This window comes from Paenibacillus sp. PK3_47 (assembly GCF_023520895.1).
Taxonomy (GTDB): domain Bacteria; phylum Bacillota; class Bacilli; order Paenibacillales; family Paenibacillaceae; genus Paenibacillus_AQ.
Genome location: NZ_CP026029.1, coordinates 2,023,134 through 2,038,405, shown reverse-complemented (window position 1 = coordinate 2,038,405; position 15,272 = coordinate 2,023,134). Strand labels below are relative to the sequence as shown.

The following is a 15,272-nucleotide window of genomic DNA, read 5'->3' as shown; positions in this document are numbered from 1 at the left end:
TTTTCGCAGCGTCTCGTACGCTTTAGAAATTCATCCTGAGAATGCAAATTCTCGTCAGATGTTTCAAAATGAGCTATCGCTCTTTTCAATACTAATTGGAGAGTTTGATCCTGGCTCAGGACGAACGCTGGCGGCGTGCCTAATACATGCAAGTCGAGCGGAGTTAATTTGAAAGCTTGCTTTCAAATTAACTTAGCGGCGGACGGGTGAGTAACACGTAGGCAACCTGCCCCATAGCCTGGGATAACTACCGGAAACGGTAGCTAATACCGGATAATTTCTTTTTTCTCCTGAAGAAAGAATGAAAGACGGAGCAATCTGTCACTACGGGATGGGCCTGCGGCGCATTAGCTAGTTGGTGAGGTAACGGCTCACCAAGGCGACGATGCGTAGCCGACCTGAGAGGGTGAACGGCCACACTGGGACTGAGACACGGCCCAGACTCCTACGGGAGGCAGCAGTAGGGAATCTTCCGCAATGGGCGAAAGCCTGACGGAGCAACGCCGCGTGAGTGATGAAGGTTTTCGGATCGTAAAGCTCTGTTGCCAGGGAAGAACGTCCGGTAGAGTAACTGCTACCGGAGTGACGGTACCTGAGAAGAAAGCCCCGGCTAACTACGTGCCAGCAGCCGCGGTAATACGTAGGGGGCAAGCGTTGTCCGGAATTATTGGGCGTAAAGCGCGCGCAGGCGGCGATTTAAGTCTGGTGTTTAAACCTTGGGCTCAACCTGGGGTCGCACTGGAAACTGGGTCGCTTGAGTACAGAAGAGGAAAGTGGAATTCCACGTGTAGCGGTGAAATGCGTAGAGATGTGGAGGAACACCAGTGGCGAAGGCGACTTTCTGGGCTGTAACTGACGCTGAGGCGCGAAAGCGTGGGGAGCAAACAGGATTAGATACCCTGGTAGTCCACGCCGTAAACGATGAGTGCTAGGTGTTAGGGGTTTCGATACCCTTGGTGCCGAAGTTAACACAGTAAGCACTCCGCCTGGGGAGTACGGTCGCAAGACTGAAACTCAAAGGAATTGACGGGGACCCGCACAAGCAGTGGAGTATGTGGTTTAATTCGAAGCAACGCGAAGAACCTTACCAGGTCTTGACATCCCTCTGAATCCTCTAGAGATAGAGGCGGCCTTCGGGACAGAGGAGACAGGTGGTGCATGGTTGTCGTCAGCTCGTGTCGTGAGATGTTGGGTTAAGTCCCGCAACGAGCGCAACCCTTGACTTTAGTTGCCAGCAGGTAAAGCTGGGCACTCTAGAGTGACTGCCGGTGACAAACCGGAGGAAGGTGGGGATGACGTCAAATCATCATGCCCCTTATGACCTGGGCTACACACGTACTACAATGGCCGGTACAACGGGAAGCGAAGCCGCGAGGTGGAGCCAATCCCAGCAAAGCCGGTCTCAGTTCGGATTGCAGGCTGCAACTCGCCTGCATGAAGTCGGAATTGCTAGTAATCGCGGATCAGCATGCCGCGGTGAATACGTTCCCGGGTCTTGTACACACCGCCCGTCACACCACGAGAGTTTACAACACCCGAAGTCGGTGGGGTAACCCGCAAGGGAGCCAGCCGCCGAAGGTGGGGTAGATGATTGGGGTGAAGTCGTAACAAGGTAGCCGTATCGGAAGGTGCGGCTGGATCACCTCCTTTCTATGGAGAATCGTTTCCTGCAACGGAAACATTCAAATCGGAAGCTAAGCTTCCATAAGCTTCAAACACTCACTCGTGTTCAGTTTTGAAAGGTCAATCCTTTCAACCGTTTGGTGGCGATAGCGGAGGGGTTCCACACGTACCCATCCCGAACACGACCGTTAAGTCCTCCAGCGCCGATGGTACTTGGACCGAAGGGTCCTGGGAGAGTAGGACGCTGCCAAGCGGACAACCATTCCTTTGGTTGGATCCATGTTATGTTATATGGGCTTTTAGCTCAGTTGGTTAGAGCGCACCTCTGATAAGGGTGAGGTCGGTGGTTCGAGTCCACCAAGGCCCACCATATAACATTCCTAATTTAATATGAGTAGTCGGGGTCCCCGGAAAGTAATCGGAATAAACCTCGAAGCTACACTTCACTTTTTGGGGTGTATTTATGGGGCCATAGCTCAGCTGGGAGAGCGCCTGCCTTGCAAGCAGGAGGTCAGCGGTTCGATCCCGCTTGGCTCCACCATAATGATTTATCTTAAGTGTATGCAATGCCTTGATCCTTGAAAACTGGATACCGAAACGAATTTGCGTTTTAGAACATTCCTTTAAGCTGAGCTTGTGTAAACAAGTGAAGATTTAATAGCGATGCTGAAAGCGAAGATTTTCGATTGTGAAGCGACTTTTGGCTTTGAATATTCTAGTGTACGGAGTGATCCGGACGCGCTATTCAAAACAAGACGAGCGAACAAGCGAAACACCGTAGCGTTGGTTAAGCTAATAAGAGCACACGGAGGATGCCTAGGCGCCAGGAGCCGACGAAGGACGTGGCGAACAACGAAACTGCCTCGGGGAGCTGTAAGCAAGCTTTGATCCGGGGGTGTCCGAATGGGGAAACCCGGCTGTGGTAATTCGCAGTCACTCACATCTGAATACATAGGATGTGTAGAGGCAGACCAGGGGAACTGAAACATCTAAGTACCCTGAGGAAGAGAAAACAATAGTGATTCCGTCAGTAGCGGCGAGCGAACGCGGAACAGCCTAAACCAGGAGGCTTGCCTCCTGGGGTTGTGGGACGTCTCACATGGAGTTACAAAAGAATATGGTAGGTGAAGAGGTCTGGAAAGGCCCGCGATAGAGGTAAAAGCCCTGTAACCTAAACTGTGTTCTCTCCGAGACGGATCCCGAGTAGTGCGGGGCACGTGAAACCCCGTATGAATCCAGCAGGACCATCTGCTAAGGCTAAATACTACCTGGCGACCGATAGTGAATCAGTACCGTGAGGGAAAGGTGAAAAGCACCCCGGAAGGGGAGTGAAATAGAACCTGAAACCGTGTGCTTACAAGAAGTCAGAGTCCTCTATATGGATGATGGCGTGCCTTTTGTAGAATGAACCGGCGAGTTACGTTTAACATGCAAGGTTAAGGTGAGAAGCCGGAGCCGCAGCGAAAGCGAGTCTGAATAGGGCGACTGAGTATGTGGACGTAGACCCGAAACCGTGTGATCTACCCCTGTCCAGGGTGAAGGTGCGGTAACACGCACTGGAGGCCCGAACCCACGTACGTTGAAAAGTGCGGGGATGAGGTGGGGGTAGCGGAGAAATTCCAATCGAACTCGGAGATAGCTGGTTCTCCCCGAAATAGCTTTAGGGCTAGCCTCGGTGAATGGAGTGGTGGAGGTAGAGCACTGATTGGGTGCGGGGCCCGCAAGGGTTACCAAGCTCAGTCAAACTCCGAATGCCATTTACTTCTTGCCGGGAGTCAGACAGTGAGTGCTAAGATCCATTGTCAAAAGGGAAACAGCCCAGACCATCAGCTAAGGTCCCCAAGTGTGTGTTAAGTGGGAAAGGATGTGGAGTTGCACAGACAACCAGGATGTTGGCTTAGAAGCAGCCACCATTGAAAGAGTGCGTAATAGCTCACTGGTCGAGTGACTCTGCGCCGAAAATGTAACGGGGCTAAACACACCACCGAAGCTATGGCTTGATGCTTTGCATCAGGGGTAGGGGAGCGTTGTGTATGCGTTGAAGGTGTACCGTAAGGAGCGCTGGAGAGTACACAAGTGAGAATGCCGGTATGAGTAACGAAAAGATCAGTGAGAATCTGATCCGCCGAAAGCCCAAGGTTTCCTGAGGAAGGCTCGTCCGCTCAGGGTAAGTCGGGACCTAAGGCGAGGCCGACAGGCGTAGTCGAAGGACAACAGTTTGAAATTACTGTACCACCGTAATCCGCTATGAGCGATGGGGTGACGCAGGAGGGTAGTGACGCGGACTGATGGATGTCCGTCTAAGCAGTGAGGCTGGTGTGCAGGCAAATCCGCACACCGTAAGGCTGGGCTGTGATGGGGAGCGAAAATTACAGTAGCGAAGGTCATGATCTCACACTGCCAAGAAAAGCCTCTAGTCAGGAGAAGGTGCCCGTACCGCAAACCGACACAGGTAGGCGAGAAGAGAATTCTAAGGCGCGCGGAAGAACTCTCGTTAAGGAACTCGGCAAAATGACCCCGTAACTTCGGGAGAAGGGGTGCCTCGGTAGGGTGAATAGCCCGAGGGGGCCGCAGTGAAAAGGCCCAAGCGACTGTTTAGCAAAAACACAGGTCTGTGCGAAGCCGCAAGGCGAAGTATACGGGCTGACGCCTGCCCGGTGCTGGAAGGTTAAGGGGAGTGGTTAGGGGTAACCCGAAGCTATGAACCGAAGCCCCAGTAAACGGCGGCCGTAACTATAACGGTCCTAAGGTAGCGAAATTCCTTGTCAGGTAAATTCTGACCCGCACGAATGGCGTAACGACTTGGGCGCTGTCTCAACGAGAGATCCGGTGAAATTTTAATACCTGTGAAGATGCAGGTTACCCGCGACAAGACGGAAAGACCCCATGGAGCTTTACTGCAGCTTGATATTGAATTTGGGTACGATCTGTACAGGATAGGTGGGAGCCGTAGAAGCAGGAGCGCAAGCTTCTGTGGAGGCGCCGTTGGGATACCACCCTGATCGTATCTAGGTTCTAACCTGGTACCCTAAGCGGGTACAGGGACCGTGTCAGGCGGGCAGTTTGACTGGGGCGGTCGCCTCCTAAAGAGTAACGGAGGCGTTCAAAGGTTCCCTCAGAATGGTTGGAAATCATTCGAAGAGTGCAAAGGCATAAGGGAGCTTGACTGCGAGACCTACAAGTCGAGCAGGGACGAAAGTCGGACTTAGTGATCCGGTGGTACCGCATGGAAGGGCCATCGCTCAACGGATAAAAGCTACCCTGGGGATAACAGGCTTATCTCCCCCAAGAGTCCACATCGACGGGGAGGTTTGGCACCTCGATGTCGGCTCATCGCATCCTGGGGCTGAAGTAGGTCCCAAGGGTTGGGCTGTTCGCCCATTAAAGCGGTACGCGAGCTGGGTTCAGAACGTCGTGAGACAGTTCGGTCCCTATCTGTCGTGGGCGCAGGAAATTTGAGAGGAGCTGTCCTTAGTACGAGAGGACCGGGATGGACGTACCGCTGGTGCACCAGTTGTTCCGCCAGGAGCATGGCTGGGTAGCTACGTACGGACGGGATAAGCGCTGAAAGCATCTAAGCGTGAAGCCCCCCTCAAGATGAGATTTCCCAACTAGTAAGACCCCTTGAAGACGACGAGGTAGATAGGTTGGAGGTGGAAGTGCAGCAATGCATGGAGCTGACCAATACTAATCGGTCGAGGGCTTATCCAAAAAACTAACACACAAATTCGTTTCGGATTCAGTTTTCAGGAATCAAGTTCCTGAAGCATTTGCACCGCAAGTGCCCGTTTGGTGGCGATAGCGGAGGGGTTCCACGCGTACCCATCCCGAACACGACCGTTAAGCCCTCCAGCGCCGATGGTACTTGGACCGAAGGGTCCTGGGAGAGTAGGACGCCGCCAAGCTTATATTCCCTGATAGCTCAGTTGGTAGAGCACTCGACTGTTAATCGAGTTGTCACAGGTTCGAGTCCTGTTCGGGGAGCCATGCTCTCATAGCTCAGTAGGTAGAGTGCTTCCATGGTAAGGAAGAGGTCACCGGTTCGAATCCGGTTGAGAGCTCCACAGATTTATAAGGCCCGTTGGTCAAGGGGTTAAGACACCTCCCTTTCACGGAGGTAACAGGGGTTCGAATCCCCTACGGGTCACCATTTTTTACTTATCATTACCCCTTGAGGGCATACATATGGAGGCTTAGCTCAGCTGGGAGAGCATCTGCCTTACAAGCAGAGGGTCGGGGGTTCGATCCCCTCAGCCTCCACCATAATCGTCCTCATACTTTGATGAGATTATGGGTAATATATAAGTATCCATCAATGGGGATTAGCCAAGCGGTAAGGCAACGGACTTTGACTCCGTCATGCATAGGTTCAAATCCTATATCCCCAGCCATGTACGAGCCATTAGCTCAGTTGGTAGAGCACCTGACTTTTAATCAGGGTGTCGAAGGTTCGAGTCCTTCATGGCTCACTTTTACACTATTGTATTCTGCGCGTGTGGCGGAATGGCAGACGCACCAGACTTAGGATCTGGCGTCGTAAGACGTGGGGGTTCAAGTCCCTTCACGCGCACCACTAATATGCGGACGTGGCTCAGCGGTAGAGCATCGCCTTGCCAAGGCGAGGGTCGCGGGTTCGATTCCCGTCGTCCGCTCCATAATTTGCGCCCTTAGCTCAGCTGGATAGAGCGTTTGACTACGAATCAAAAGGTCAGGAGTTCGAATCTCTTAGGGCGCGCCATTTTTTCGGGATGTAGCTCAGCTTGGTAGAGCACCTGGTTTGGGACCAGGGGGTCGCATGTTCAAATCGTGTCATCCCGATTTTATATCTTTGCGGGTGTAGTTCAATGGTAGAACTTCAGCCTTCCAAGCTGATAGCGTGGGTTCGATTCCCATCACCCGCTCCATAATTTCATATTGTTACGGGATGTAGCTCAGCTTGGTAGAGCACCTGGTTTGGGACCAGGGGGTCGCATGTTCAAATCGTGTCATCCCGATACTTCAGCTTCTGGCTGGCAATTAACTCTTACTTCGGTAAGAGTTTTTTGTTGTATGTAAATAAGCAAACCTCTTGCCTCAGCTAACAAATGGAGCGCGATGTGCGTAATGCAAGGCAATTAGTTGTAGTTTCTGCAAGTAAATGACTGCAAATGGCCGATTTTTAAGGCTTAATTGTATTTTGTACAAGTAAAAATGGCAGAAAGCCTGTTTTTAAGAAGGCAGGCAATTTATAAATGCAGAAAATACAATTAAAGCTCTCCAACTATAAATATAGGTGGTTTTAGCTGCATGAAATACAGTTACAGCTAAGTGACTTTGGCTCTTGCAAAATCTACAGTATAGCAAGGAGCCGGAGCTACCCCATATCATCACGGTTATAAATTTTAAGAACGATTCAGTTAGCTGCAGATAGCTAACTCTCCATATTAAACTTAGATTATCAAACTTTCAGCGCAACCTTAAACAGGTTTGATGAAAAACATAAAAAGTATATCTAGGAACATATGTTCTTTAATCCTCCAAAAAAAAACGAACCTCCGGCGGAATGCCGATTCGTAAGTAATAGCTGTCCAGGGATTCATCCGTATCCGGGGAACTGCCTGCGGACAACAGCTTGAACGCAAAAACATTAGCCTGCCGCTCCAGCTTTCCAGGGCAAAAGAAAGAATTCTCCTCCAAAAAGAAACGGTTAATTCCTTTATGCAGGCGGTCATGGCCCAGTTCATGGGCACATACAAACCGCTGCCACTCTACAGGAAGCCCATTATGAATAACGATAAACCTTCTCCTTAACTTCCGGTAATACAACCCCTTCGTATCCGTGCCCAGATCCATAAAGCGAACGTGAATACCAAGCGCACGGGCCAGCTCAAACGGACTGTTGGTTTTATATTTTTTGATCAGATTCTTGACTAGTTCATCCATATTCTTCACCCGCAGCAATTTTTAAAGGTAGTGTATTCGTAAAGTTACAGATCTGAACCGGAATCCTGGCCTGGCTTCTTGCGCTTGTTCATTTGTTTGGCTTCCCAGAAGAGGCCTGTGAGCACATCCTTAATTCTCTGCTTATCCTCCTTATTAAGAGGAATACCGTCAAACATGAGCTCTCCGTCATCCTCCAGCATTTTGCGGAAATCACGCTTGTCTTTAACCGTTGCCCATTCCGGAATTGCAGTCTCACTGCTGCCCTGATCATGATCCGGCAAATATCCGGCCTGCTCCATGAGCTCTTCATAAGAGACATCTGTCGCTTCTGCGATCTTACGCAACGTCGCCGGCTTCGGCACACCTCTTACCCCATTCTCAATCCGTGAAATCTGTGAACCGCTAATACCGGCCAGAGCAGCCAGCTGATTAATCGTCAGTCCGTTCCGCTCCCGCAGCTGTTTTAGAAATTCTCCAAAGGTTGCCGCCATCGGTTACCACTCCTTATCCCTATTAAGCAAAATCATTGTTGCCAATACTATAAAGCATTTTTGCCAAAAGGTAAAGAACAAAGCCTATAAAAGTGACAAAAGGCAAGATAATTGAAGCCTATATACTATTTACCCTTAAAAACAGGCTTAAACAGGATTTTACGAAATCCCAGGCAAGTGGTATATTATTGGAAAAACACGAACAAAATGCGAACAAGGACATTTTATCATATCTGCCAGCAAACTTCTGTATAAGATTTACCGAATCTATTACTTACTTAAAAGGAGTGTATCTACATGATGATGAGCTTATCCTCTTTACCCGAACTGGACCGCCGCCGGACGCAGATTACTATAGAGAGCATGCTGGAGAAATACCGGATTTTTAAAACTGTTACTTTTGAGGCCAGGGAAGCGAGTGTGACTTACTCCTATAATGAGAGGTTTCATGGACCCACCAACACGGTGAGTGATCAGACAGCTGCTATTGCCGCACATAACGTAGATGTACCCGCTGCGAGAAGAGCTTACTGTGCCGCATTGGATTCTGTAGTGGACAGGCTGGACACAAGAGAGCAGCAACTGGTGCGGGAGCGCTATATGCGCAGAGACGAGATATACGACTATACTGTATATAATCATGTGTTCGATCCGCCGGTCAGCAAAGATACGTACGTGAAGATCCGTTCCAAGGCTTTTTATAAAATGGCGCTGGCCCTGTCCGATCTGGGGATGCTGTCACTGGGTTCCCTATTAAAAAATAAAGCAGCTTCGAAAAGCGGGCTTCCGGAGAGTATAGCAGGCACTTTAAGATAACGATAAAAATCACAATATAAACCGTATTGTCCATGAGGATGATGCGGTTTTTTTGCGTGGATAGGTTGGGGAACGTTAGCGGAGGAGGGAAGGCAGGATAGAGCAGCCCGTTTATCTCCCCAAAACCGCCGGAGTCCGTCTGAAAGCCCGCCCTAAACAAGCCGGAATACCGTCTCCACGCGGAAATAAAGGGGGTATGATTATAACATGGCAAATGAAGCAAAAGGACACCGCAGGAGCATGAATGCTCCAATGAATGCCAAGCCCGTGCAGCGGCTGATGGACTGATATCGCGGTGAAAGCTCCTTACTACGCTGCCATACAGGACGGAGATTATCCCTTTGGGATGATGTCCGTTTTTATTTTCAATACAGAAGGGGGAGAAGGGTACAAACAGAAGTTTACGGTATTAAAAGTTCAATCCATGAAAGAACAGCTGCTGCTGCAGCACAGGAAAGGAGGATGCCAGGAGATGGTACAACAATTGCGTGAGTATATTACAGCGGCGCTTGGACAGTTTTTTCCGGAAGTGCCGGTATATGTAGAAGGTGAAAAACCGCAGACAGCCTACTTCACACTGGAGCTGATCTCGGCAACCTATGACCGGCAGCGTGAAGGCAGATACATGGCGATATACCGCTACGGTATCCGTTATGAGCAAGGAAAGCTTTTAGAATCAGAAGCGCTGGCGGACGGGATCTGTGAAGCGCTGGCTGCAAAAGAAAGCGGACATTCCTCTTTCCGGGTGATGCGGCAGGGCTGGGAGGCGGGTTCAGAAGGCAAAGGGCCGCTGTATACGGCTGATTACATGCTGTATCTGCAGAGAGAACCACAGCAGGGCGCTCCCATAATGGGGCAGCTGACGGGAGGAGAACGGCTGAAAAATGAATACAGGTTCAAATGATACGAATACGAATATCTTCGGCAAACGGCAGATGATGGGCTCGGCGCTATTTTCGCCACAAGAGAAGGATGTACTCGGCGTAGTACTGCTTGAAGACACAAGTTACACGCTGGATGAGGCAAAGGAATTATTGGAGCGTTTTCTAAATAAGGAGGTTATCTAATGGCTGGTGGAACATGGACAACACAAAACAAGGTACGTCCGGGGGTATACGTGAATGTAGCCTCAAGCGGAAGCATGACAGGTAAAATGGGGGAACGCGGAATTACAGCCTTGGCGCTTGAACTCCCGTGGGGACCGTCAGGAAGGATTGTAAAGCTCACTCCGCAGGATGATTTCAAAAAGCTGCTGGGCTACGATCTGACAGACAGCGTGCTGCTTCCGGTACGGGAAGCGCTGAAACGCGCCGGCACCCTGCTGCTCTACCGCTTAAATGAAGGAATTAAAGCGGCTGTAACGAACAACGGTCTCCAGGTTACGGCGGTTCATGGCGGTAAACGCGGAAATGACCTTTCCGTAATTATCGAGAAAAATATTGACGACAATGATCTATTCGATGTAAGAACACTGCTCGGCAGCACAGAGCTGGATAAGCAGACCGTAAGCGCTGCAGGAGAACTGGCAGCAAATGATTATGTACAGTTTAAGGCCAGCGGCCCGGGGACACTGACCGTGACTGCCGGTATGCCGCTGGCAGGCGGTGAGGATGGTTCGGTGACGAATGCGGCGCACAGTGATTTTCTGGCCGCGCTTGAAGTGCAGGACTTCCAGACGGTGGGTCTGTTGTCCGGGGATAGCTCGCTTAAGTCGCTGTATGCTGCCTATGTGAAGCGTCTGCGCGATACGGAAGGCAAGAAGGTCCAGGCAGTGGTGTCTGATTATAAAGCAGCCGGCCATGAAGGTGTGATCAGCGTGGCGAATGGTGTTGTGCTGAGTGACGGTACGGTGATCAGTAAGACGGATGCGGTAGCCTGGGTAGCCGGTGCAACAGCCGCAGCTGCAGTCAATGAATCGCTGACCTACCAGGCGTATGATGATGCGGTGGACGCAGATGTACGGCTCAGCCATTCCGGGACGGTGTCGGCCTTGACAGAGGGGCAGCTGCTCTTTACGTATAACAGCGGCCGGGCAGTGGTGGAGCAGGATATTAACACCTTTACGGCCTTTGCGCCGGACAAGGGCAGGGCCTTCTCCAAAAACCGCGTGCTGCGCGTGCTGGACGGAATTGCCGGCGATATGAAGCGCATTTTTGAGAATTATTTTATCGGCAAGGTACCTAACAATGAAGACGGACGGGCCTTGTTCTGGTCCCAGTGTGTGACGTATATGAATGATCTGCAAAATCTCGGGGCAATCGAAGGCTTTAATTCGCAGACCGATATTATTGTTACCGCAGGTGCAGACAGTGACAGTGTGGTGCTTGAAGTAGCTGTGAAGCCGGTGGATTCCGTTGAAAAAGTATATATGAAAGTGAAGGTGGTTTAAGATGGCATTTTTGAAAGCTAGCGATACCTTGTCCGGCCAGGAAGGCCGCGCATTTGCCACAATCGGCACTCAGACCGAGGAAATGTTCTATGTCAAGACACTGGAAGCGACGGTGGAGAAGCAAAAGGCAGAAGTGAAAACACTGGGACGCCGGGGCATTCAGCACAAAGCAACAGGCTGGTCGGGCAGCGGGACGATGACGATCTTTTATATGACAAGCCGGTTCCGCCAGATGATGCTGGACTACATGAAAACAGGCATTGACCAATACTTCGATATTGAGATTACGAATGAAGATCCGTCCTCCAGTGTAGGGGCACAGCGGATCATGCTGAAAGGCGTAAATCTGGACAGTGTCATCATGGCTTCGCTGGATACGGAGTCGGATGCGCTGGAGGAGGAAGTCAGCTTTACTTTTGAGGATGTGGAACTGGTTCAATCCTTCAGAGCTCCGGCGGGCTCCAGTCTGTAAAAGTCCAGGAAATTAATCAAACAGACGAGCAAGAACGGCCCGGACGTCAGGTAAGCGCTGGGTCTCTTCTCTGTCTGCTCTAACTACTAAATTACAGGAGGAAGACCATGAGCGAATTAAGTATGTTTTTTGCGCAAAATGTGGCTTGTGATACGACGGAGGAGTTTGTGGTGTCGCAGCGTTTTAAGGACAAAGAGGGAACTGCGATTGCCTGGAAGCTGCGCAGCATGACCGAGGACGAAAATCAGGAATGCCGTAAAGCGGCTACCCGCAAGGTGAAAGGCAAAAACGGAACCTACACTTCCGAAATTGATCCCAACGATTATATGGCCAAGCTCATGACGGCAAGTGTGGTGCATCCGGATCTGAAGAATTCCGAGCTGCAGCGTTCTTACGGCGTACTTGGAGCTGAAGCACTGCTGCGCAAAATGCTGCTGCCCGGCGAATTTGCCGCGCTTGGTGAACGTGTACAGTCACTGAACGGCTTCGACACTGATATGAACGAGCTGGTTGATGAAGTAAAAAACTAATCAACGAGGGCGACGGAGAAGCCAATCTGGCCTATTACGCCCTCCATGAGCTGCATATTTTACCCCATGAGCTGATGAGGCTGTCGGTGCGGGAGCGCGCGGCGATTTATGCGATGATTGCTGTGCGGGTGGATAAGGAAAAGCGGGAGCGCTCCCGAAGCAAGGGAAAAAAACGATAAAGGGGGTGAACAAATGGCAGACATCCAAAATAGCATAGGCGGCATACAGCAGATATCCAATCAATGGATCACTGATATTACTAATCAGATAACGGCACAGGTCTCTGCGAACATCTCTAATTCTTTTAGCGCGACATTAAACCGGATTAGTATGAAGGTAGTCAATAGACCTGTATATAACATCGTTAATAATTTTAGTACCGCCTATACGCAGATTGAATCTTCAATTAACAGGGCTGCTGAGGCTCAGCAGGAGCTGAATGATGCGGCAGACAGCGGCTCCCAAGAGGCAGAGAAGCAGGCCAGTGCGTGGGAAAAGGTTGTCGGAGCCTTTGAAAAGGCTAAAACCGGAATGGAAAAGGTAAAGACCGGTGTTGAGAAGGTCAAAGCGGTGATGGAAAAGGTGCTGAAGCCGGCAGCTGAACAGGAAAAATGGGAAGATATGTTCAAAGCCAAAACCGGTTCAGCGGATGTCGGGACGGCCATGTTCAACAAATTTAAGGAAAGAGCCCTGGAAACCGGACAGGATGTGAATAAGTCCATGGAAAGCGCCTTATCCTTCTATCCGGATACTCAAAATACGGATCAGCTGGACAAGCTGATGGAGTACTCAACCCGATTAAGTATGCTGTCTCCAGAGGGAAAAGACATAGGGGATACTGCTTCCGCGATATCTTCTGCATTTGGAGGAGATACGGGAGAACTCGCCTCCCTGCTGAATGTCGATCCAGAAGAGCTTGGCGGTCTCGAAGTGGCAGCAAAGACGGAAAATATGGAGGCATTTCTGAGTACGCTGGGTGTTATCATGGCTTCGGCAGGAATGACGAGCGATGCGCTGCAAACGATGATGGATTCGCCGGTAAATCAATGGCAGACACTGCTCGGGAATTATAACAACTCTTTAGCTTCCATGGGAGAAGGAGCACTGCAGGCGCTTGCTCCACTGCTGATGATTTTGAACGAGGCTTTTTCTAGCGGAGCCTTCCAGCCGATTGTTGACGGAATCGCCATCGGACTTGCCATAATTGCGCAGGGTTTCTCGGCGGCGGTACAGGGGGCACTTTTCCTATGGAATGTTCTTAGCGGCACACTGCCAGTCTTACTGCCGATTATTCTGGGGATTGTGGCGGGAGTATTGGCTTATGCAGCAGCGATGGGTGCGGCAGCACTTGTCACTAATCTCTCTGCTATTGCCACCAGCATAGCAACAACAGCCCAGGCTATCTTTAACGCGGTCATGAATGCTAACCCTATCGGACTGGTTATCGGTTTAATTGTCGGTTTAATCGTCGTCTTTTTAGGGTTGATTGCTGCACTGCAGCCGGTCAGAGAATTCTTTGCCAACCTGTTCAGGGATATCGGCCAATATGTAGCCGCGTTTGTGGGTTATGTCATCGATATGTGGACAGGATTTATTAACGGAATTATAGATGCAGCCAATTTCCTTCTGGATGGTATCAATAAAGTTGTAGGCGCCATCGGGAAATTAATCGGGATAGAGTCGAAGATAAATCTGGAGCTTCAACATGTCGACAGCAGCCAGTTCAAGCAGGATATCAAGGCTGATATTACCGGTACTTTTAACGCGGCTGCAGATGCTACCGAAAATTTCAGTGTTGAACAATTAAAAGGCATGCTGAATATCGGCGGCAGCACTACAAACGAACAGAACACGATTAATCAGTGGAATACAGAGCATCCGGGTGATACCTCAGTGGTTCCCAAAAATCCCAAGGTGCCAGAAGCTCCGGCGATGCCTGCAGTGCCTGCTGTACCTGCTTCACCGTCAATGCCGGGAAACTTCTCAAATACAAACGGTGGAGCCACGAATAATCTCAACAACGTCAACCGTGTCAACGAAGTCGGTTCCATTAACGATACCGTAGACATCTCCAGCGATGATCTGAAAATGCTGCGCGAGCTGGCGGAGATTCAGGCGATCCAGAATTTTGTGGAGCTTACACCGACCGTCCAGGTGACCACAGGAAATATCAACAATGCCGGAGATATCGACTCCATTATTACGAAGATCGGGCAGAAGCTGAATGAGGAGTTCCTCTCTACAGCCCAGGGGGTGTATACGTAACGTGGAAGAGTACGGATTTTTCCTAAGCTACAACAATTATGAAGAGGTTATCAGGCTGCCTGTCAATCCGGAGACGCTTGAAATCAAGGAGGCGGGCGACAGCAAAAGCTACTCGATTATTGACCTCGGTGTGATTAATGCGATCGCATACCCGAAGCTGACGGAGCTCACCATTGAGAGTCTTTTTCCGGCGCAGCATTACCCGTTCGTAGTCTATCCGAAGGATAAGGCAAGCAGGCTCCTTAAGCCATACGAGTATGTAGAGTTGATCAAAAAATGGATGGTCAGCCGCAGGCCGGTCCGATTTGTGTTCTCCGGACTGAAGCCGGCGGAAAGCTCTATTACGGAGGGGACTGATTCGCCCGCCGAACGGCTGCAAAAAGCAGGTGCAATCGCCGCACAAACCTTTACCGGTGATTTCGGAATCAACATGCCGGTGAGCATTGAGAGCTTTTCCTGGAAGTTAAGTGCCGGTACCTCGGGTGATATCGAATATTCGCTGGCCCTCAAAAAGTATGTGTTCTATCAGGCTATTGCGGTAAAAGTGGCAGGGAATGAGGTTAAAGTGCAGCAGAAGCGGGCCAGTGAACAAACTCCGGCAGCCACCTATACATTAAAATCCGGGGACTCCCTTTGGACGGTGGCGCAGAAGAAGCTCGGTGACGGCAGCAAATACAAAATCCTGCAAAAGCTGAACGGCATTTCCGACAGTGAACTGAAGGAGCTCAGTGTCGGCCGGGTCATCAAGCTGCCGTAGGAGGGGG

At 50.4% G+C, this 15,272-nt stretch carries 10 protein-coding genes, 14 tRNA genes and 4 rRNA genes; 26 read left to right on the top strand and 2 right to left on the bottom strand.

Features of this window, described 5'->3' with window-relative positions:
- Window positions 1–92 precede the first annotated feature (92 nt).
- The 18 genes from C2I18_RS09190 to C2I18_RS09105 all read left to right on the top strand — a co-directional run bounded on the left by C2I18_RS09190 (window position 93) and on the right by C2I18_RS09105 (window position 6,617).
- Window positions 93–1,650 (top strand): 16S ribosomal RNA (locus C2I18_RS09190).
- A gap of 109 nt (window positions 1,651–1,759) precedes the next feature.
- Window positions 1,760–1,876 (top strand): 5S ribosomal RNA (gene rrf / locus C2I18_RS09185).
- A 40-nt stretch (window positions 1,877–1,916) separates the two neighbouring features.
- A tRNA-Ile gene (locus C2I18_RS09180) sits at window positions 1,917–1,993 on the top strand.
- A 95-nt stretch (window positions 1,994–2,088) separates the two neighbouring features.
- Window positions 2,089–2,164, top strand: a tRNA-Ala gene (locus C2I18_RS09175).
- Window positions 2,165–2,408: 244 nt separating this feature from the next.
- Window positions 2,409–5,334 (top strand): 23S ribosomal RNA (locus tag C2I18_RS09170).
- 77 nt (window positions 5,335–5,411) lie between these two features.
- Window positions 5,412–5,528 (top strand): 5S ribosomal RNA (gene rrf, locus C2I18_RS09165).
- Together the 16S, 23S and 5S rRNA genes with 14 tRNA genes alongside form the textbook arrangement of a ribosomal RNA operon.
- Window positions 5,529–5,534: 6 nt before the next feature.
- Window positions 5,535–5,610 (top strand) — tRNA-Asn (locus C2I18_RS09160).
- A 1-nt stretch (window position 5,611) separates the two neighbouring features.
- Window positions 5,612–5,687: transfer RNA gene (locus C2I18_RS09155), tRNA-Thr, on the top strand.
- 11 nt (window positions 5,688–5,698) lie between these two features.
- Window positions 5,699–5,773: transfer RNA gene (locus C2I18_RS09150), tRNA-Glu, on the top strand.
- Between the two features lie 37 nt (window positions 5,774–5,810).
- A tRNA-Val gene (locus tag C2I18_RS09145) sits at window positions 5,811–5,886 on the top strand.
- Window positions 5,887–5,939: 53 nt separating this feature from the next.
- Window positions 5,940–6,014: transfer RNA gene (locus tag C2I18_RS09140), tRNA-Gln, on the top strand.
- Window positions 6,015–6,019: 5 nt separating this feature from the next.
- Window positions 6,020–6,092, top strand: a tRNA-Lys gene (locus C2I18_RS09135).
- Window positions 6,093–6,112: 20 nt separating this feature from the next.
- Window positions 6,113–6,196: transfer RNA gene (locus C2I18_RS09130), tRNA-Leu, on the top strand.
- A 7-nt stretch (window positions 6,197–6,203) separates the two neighbouring features.
- Window positions 6,204–6,278: transfer RNA gene (locus tag C2I18_RS09125), tRNA-Gly, on the top strand.
- 6 nt (window positions 6,279–6,284) lie between these two features.
- A tRNA-Arg gene (locus tag C2I18_RS09120) sits at window positions 6,285–6,361 on the top strand.
- A gap of 6 nt (window positions 6,362–6,367) precedes the next feature.
- Window positions 6,368–6,441: transfer RNA gene (locus tag C2I18_RS09115), tRNA-Pro, on the top strand.
- A 12-nt stretch (window positions 6,442–6,453) separates the two neighbouring features.
- Window positions 6,454–6,527: transfer RNA gene (locus C2I18_RS09110), tRNA-Gly, on the top strand.
- A gap of 16 nt (window positions 6,528–6,543) precedes the next feature.
- Window positions 6,544–6,617: transfer RNA gene (locus tag C2I18_RS09105), tRNA-Pro, on the top strand.
- A gap of 514 nt (window positions 6,618–7,131) precedes the next feature.
- On the opposite strand, the gene C2I18_RS09100 is transcribed toward C2I18_RS09105, so the two are convergent.
- Together C2I18_RS09100 and C2I18_RS09095 are read right to left on the bottom strand one after the other, a co-directional pair.
- The gene (locus tag C2I18_RS09100; RefSeq protein WP_249900913.1) at window positions 7,132–7,545 is read right to left on the bottom strand and encodes an ImmA/IrrE family metallo-endopeptidase; all 414 of its coding nucleotides are present in this window, start codon (window positions 7,543–7,545) and stop codon (window positions 7,132–7,134) included.
- A gap of 44 nt (window positions 7,546–7,589) precedes the next feature.
- Window positions 7,590–8,036, bottom strand: a complete 447-nt coding sequence (locus C2I18_RS09095) for a helix-turn-helix domain-containing protein (protein ID WP_249900912.1) — start codon at window positions 8,034–8,036, stop codon at window positions 7,590–7,592.
- A gap of 303 nt (window positions 8,037–8,339) precedes the next feature.
- Here C2I18_RS09095 and C2I18_RS09090 point away from each other — a divergent pair, with 303 nt between their 5' ends.
- The 8 genes from C2I18_RS09090 (at window position 8,340) to C2I18_RS09055 (ending at window position 15,265) form a co-directional block, all read left to right on the top strand.
- Window positions 8,340–8,852 carry an ArpU family phage packaging/lysis transcriptional regulator gene (locus C2I18_RS09090; protein WP_481857928.1) on the top strand — a complete coding sequence of 171 codons (513 nt, stop codon included), beginning with the start codon at window positions 8,340–8,342 and terminating at the stop codon, window positions 8,850–8,852.
- Window positions 8,853–9,324: 472 nt separating this feature from the next.
- Window positions 9,325–9,756 carry a phage tail terminator family protein gene (locus C2I18_RS09085; RefSeq protein ID WP_249900911.1) on the top strand — a complete coding sequence of 144 codons (432 nt, stop codon included), beginning with the start codon at window positions 9,325–9,327 and terminating at the stop codon, window positions 9,754–9,756.
- Complete coding sequence (locus C2I18_RS09080) at window positions 9,737–9,919, top strand: hypothetical protein (protein WP_249900910.1); 183 nt, start codon at window positions 9,737–9,739, stop codon at window positions 9,917–9,919. Before C2I18_RS09085 ends, C2I18_RS09080 begins: the two co-directional genes overlap by 20 nt.
- Window positions 9,919–11,241, top strand: coding sequence for a phage tail sheath family protein (locus C2I18_RS09075; protein ID WP_249900909.1), 1,323 nt, complete (start codon window positions 9,919–9,921; stop codon window positions 11,239–11,241). The genes C2I18_RS09080 and C2I18_RS09075 overlap by 1 nt, the downstream gene beginning before the upstream one ends.
- A 1-nt stretch (window position 11,242) precedes the next feature.
- A complete protein-coding gene (locus C2I18_RS09070) occupies window positions 11,243–11,713 on the top strand; it encodes a phage tail tube protein (protein WP_249900908.1) in 471 nt (156 codons plus the stop codon).
- A gap of 107 nt (window positions 11,714–11,820) precedes the next feature.
- Window positions 11,821–12,243 (top strand): phage tail assembly chaperone, encoded by a 423-nt coding sequence (locus C2I18_RS09065; protein ID WP_249900907.1) that lies wholly within the window; start codon window positions 11,821–11,823, stop codon window positions 12,241–12,243.
- Window positions 12,244–12,435: 192 nt separating this feature from the next.
- Window positions 12,436–14,508: a phage tail family protein gene (locus tag C2I18_RS09060; protein ID WP_249900906.1), complete on the top strand. Its 2,073-nt coding sequence runs from the start codon at window positions 12,436–12,438 to the stop codon at window positions 14,506–14,508.
- A 1-nt stretch (window position 14,509) separates the two neighbouring features.
- Window positions 14,510–15,265, top strand: a complete 756-nt coding sequence (locus C2I18_RS09055) for a LysM peptidoglycan-binding domain-containing protein (RefSeq protein WP_249900905.1) — start codon at window positions 14,510–14,512, stop codon at window positions 15,263–15,265.
- Window positions 15,266–15,272 lie beyond the last annotated feature (7 nt).

Excerpts from the sequence above, each read along its gene's own strand:
- C2I18_RS09060 (WP_249900906.1), top strand. The coding sequence starts at position 12,436 with ATGGCAGACATCCAAAATAGCATAGGCGGCATACAGCAGATATCCAAT.
- C2I18_RS09085 (WP_249900911.1), top strand. The coding sequence starts at position 9,325 with ATGGTACAACAATTGCGTGAGTATATTACAGCGGCGCTTGGACAGTTT.
- C2I18_RS09065 (WP_249900907.1), top strand. The coding sequence starts at position 11,821 with ATGAGCGAATTAAGTATGTTTTTTGCGCAAAATGTGGCTTGTGATACG.
- C2I18_RS09075 (WP_249900909.1), top strand. The coding sequence starts at position 9,919 with ATGGCTGGTGGAACATGGACAACACAAAACAAGGTACGTCCGGGGGTA.
- C2I18_RS09090 (WP_481857928.1), top strand. The coding sequence starts at position 8,340 with ATGAGCTTATCCTCTTTACCCGAACTGGACCGCCGCCGGACGCAGATT.
- C2I18_RS09100 (WP_249900913.1), bottom strand. The coding sequence starts at position 7,545 with ATGGATGAACTAGTCAAGAATCTGATCAAAAAATATAAAACCAACAGT.
- C2I18_RS09070 (WP_249900908.1), top strand. The coding sequence starts at position 11,243 with ATGGCATTTTTGAAAGCTAGCGATACCTTGTCCGGCCAGGAAGGCCGC.
- C2I18_RS09080 (WP_249900910.1), top strand. The coding sequence starts at position 9,737 with ATGAATACAGGTTCAAATGATACGAATACGAATATCTTCGGCAAACGG.
- C2I18_RS09095 (WP_249900912.1), bottom strand. The coding sequence starts at position 8,036 with ATGGCGGCAACCTTTGGAGAATTTCTAAAACAGCTGCGGGAGCGGAAC.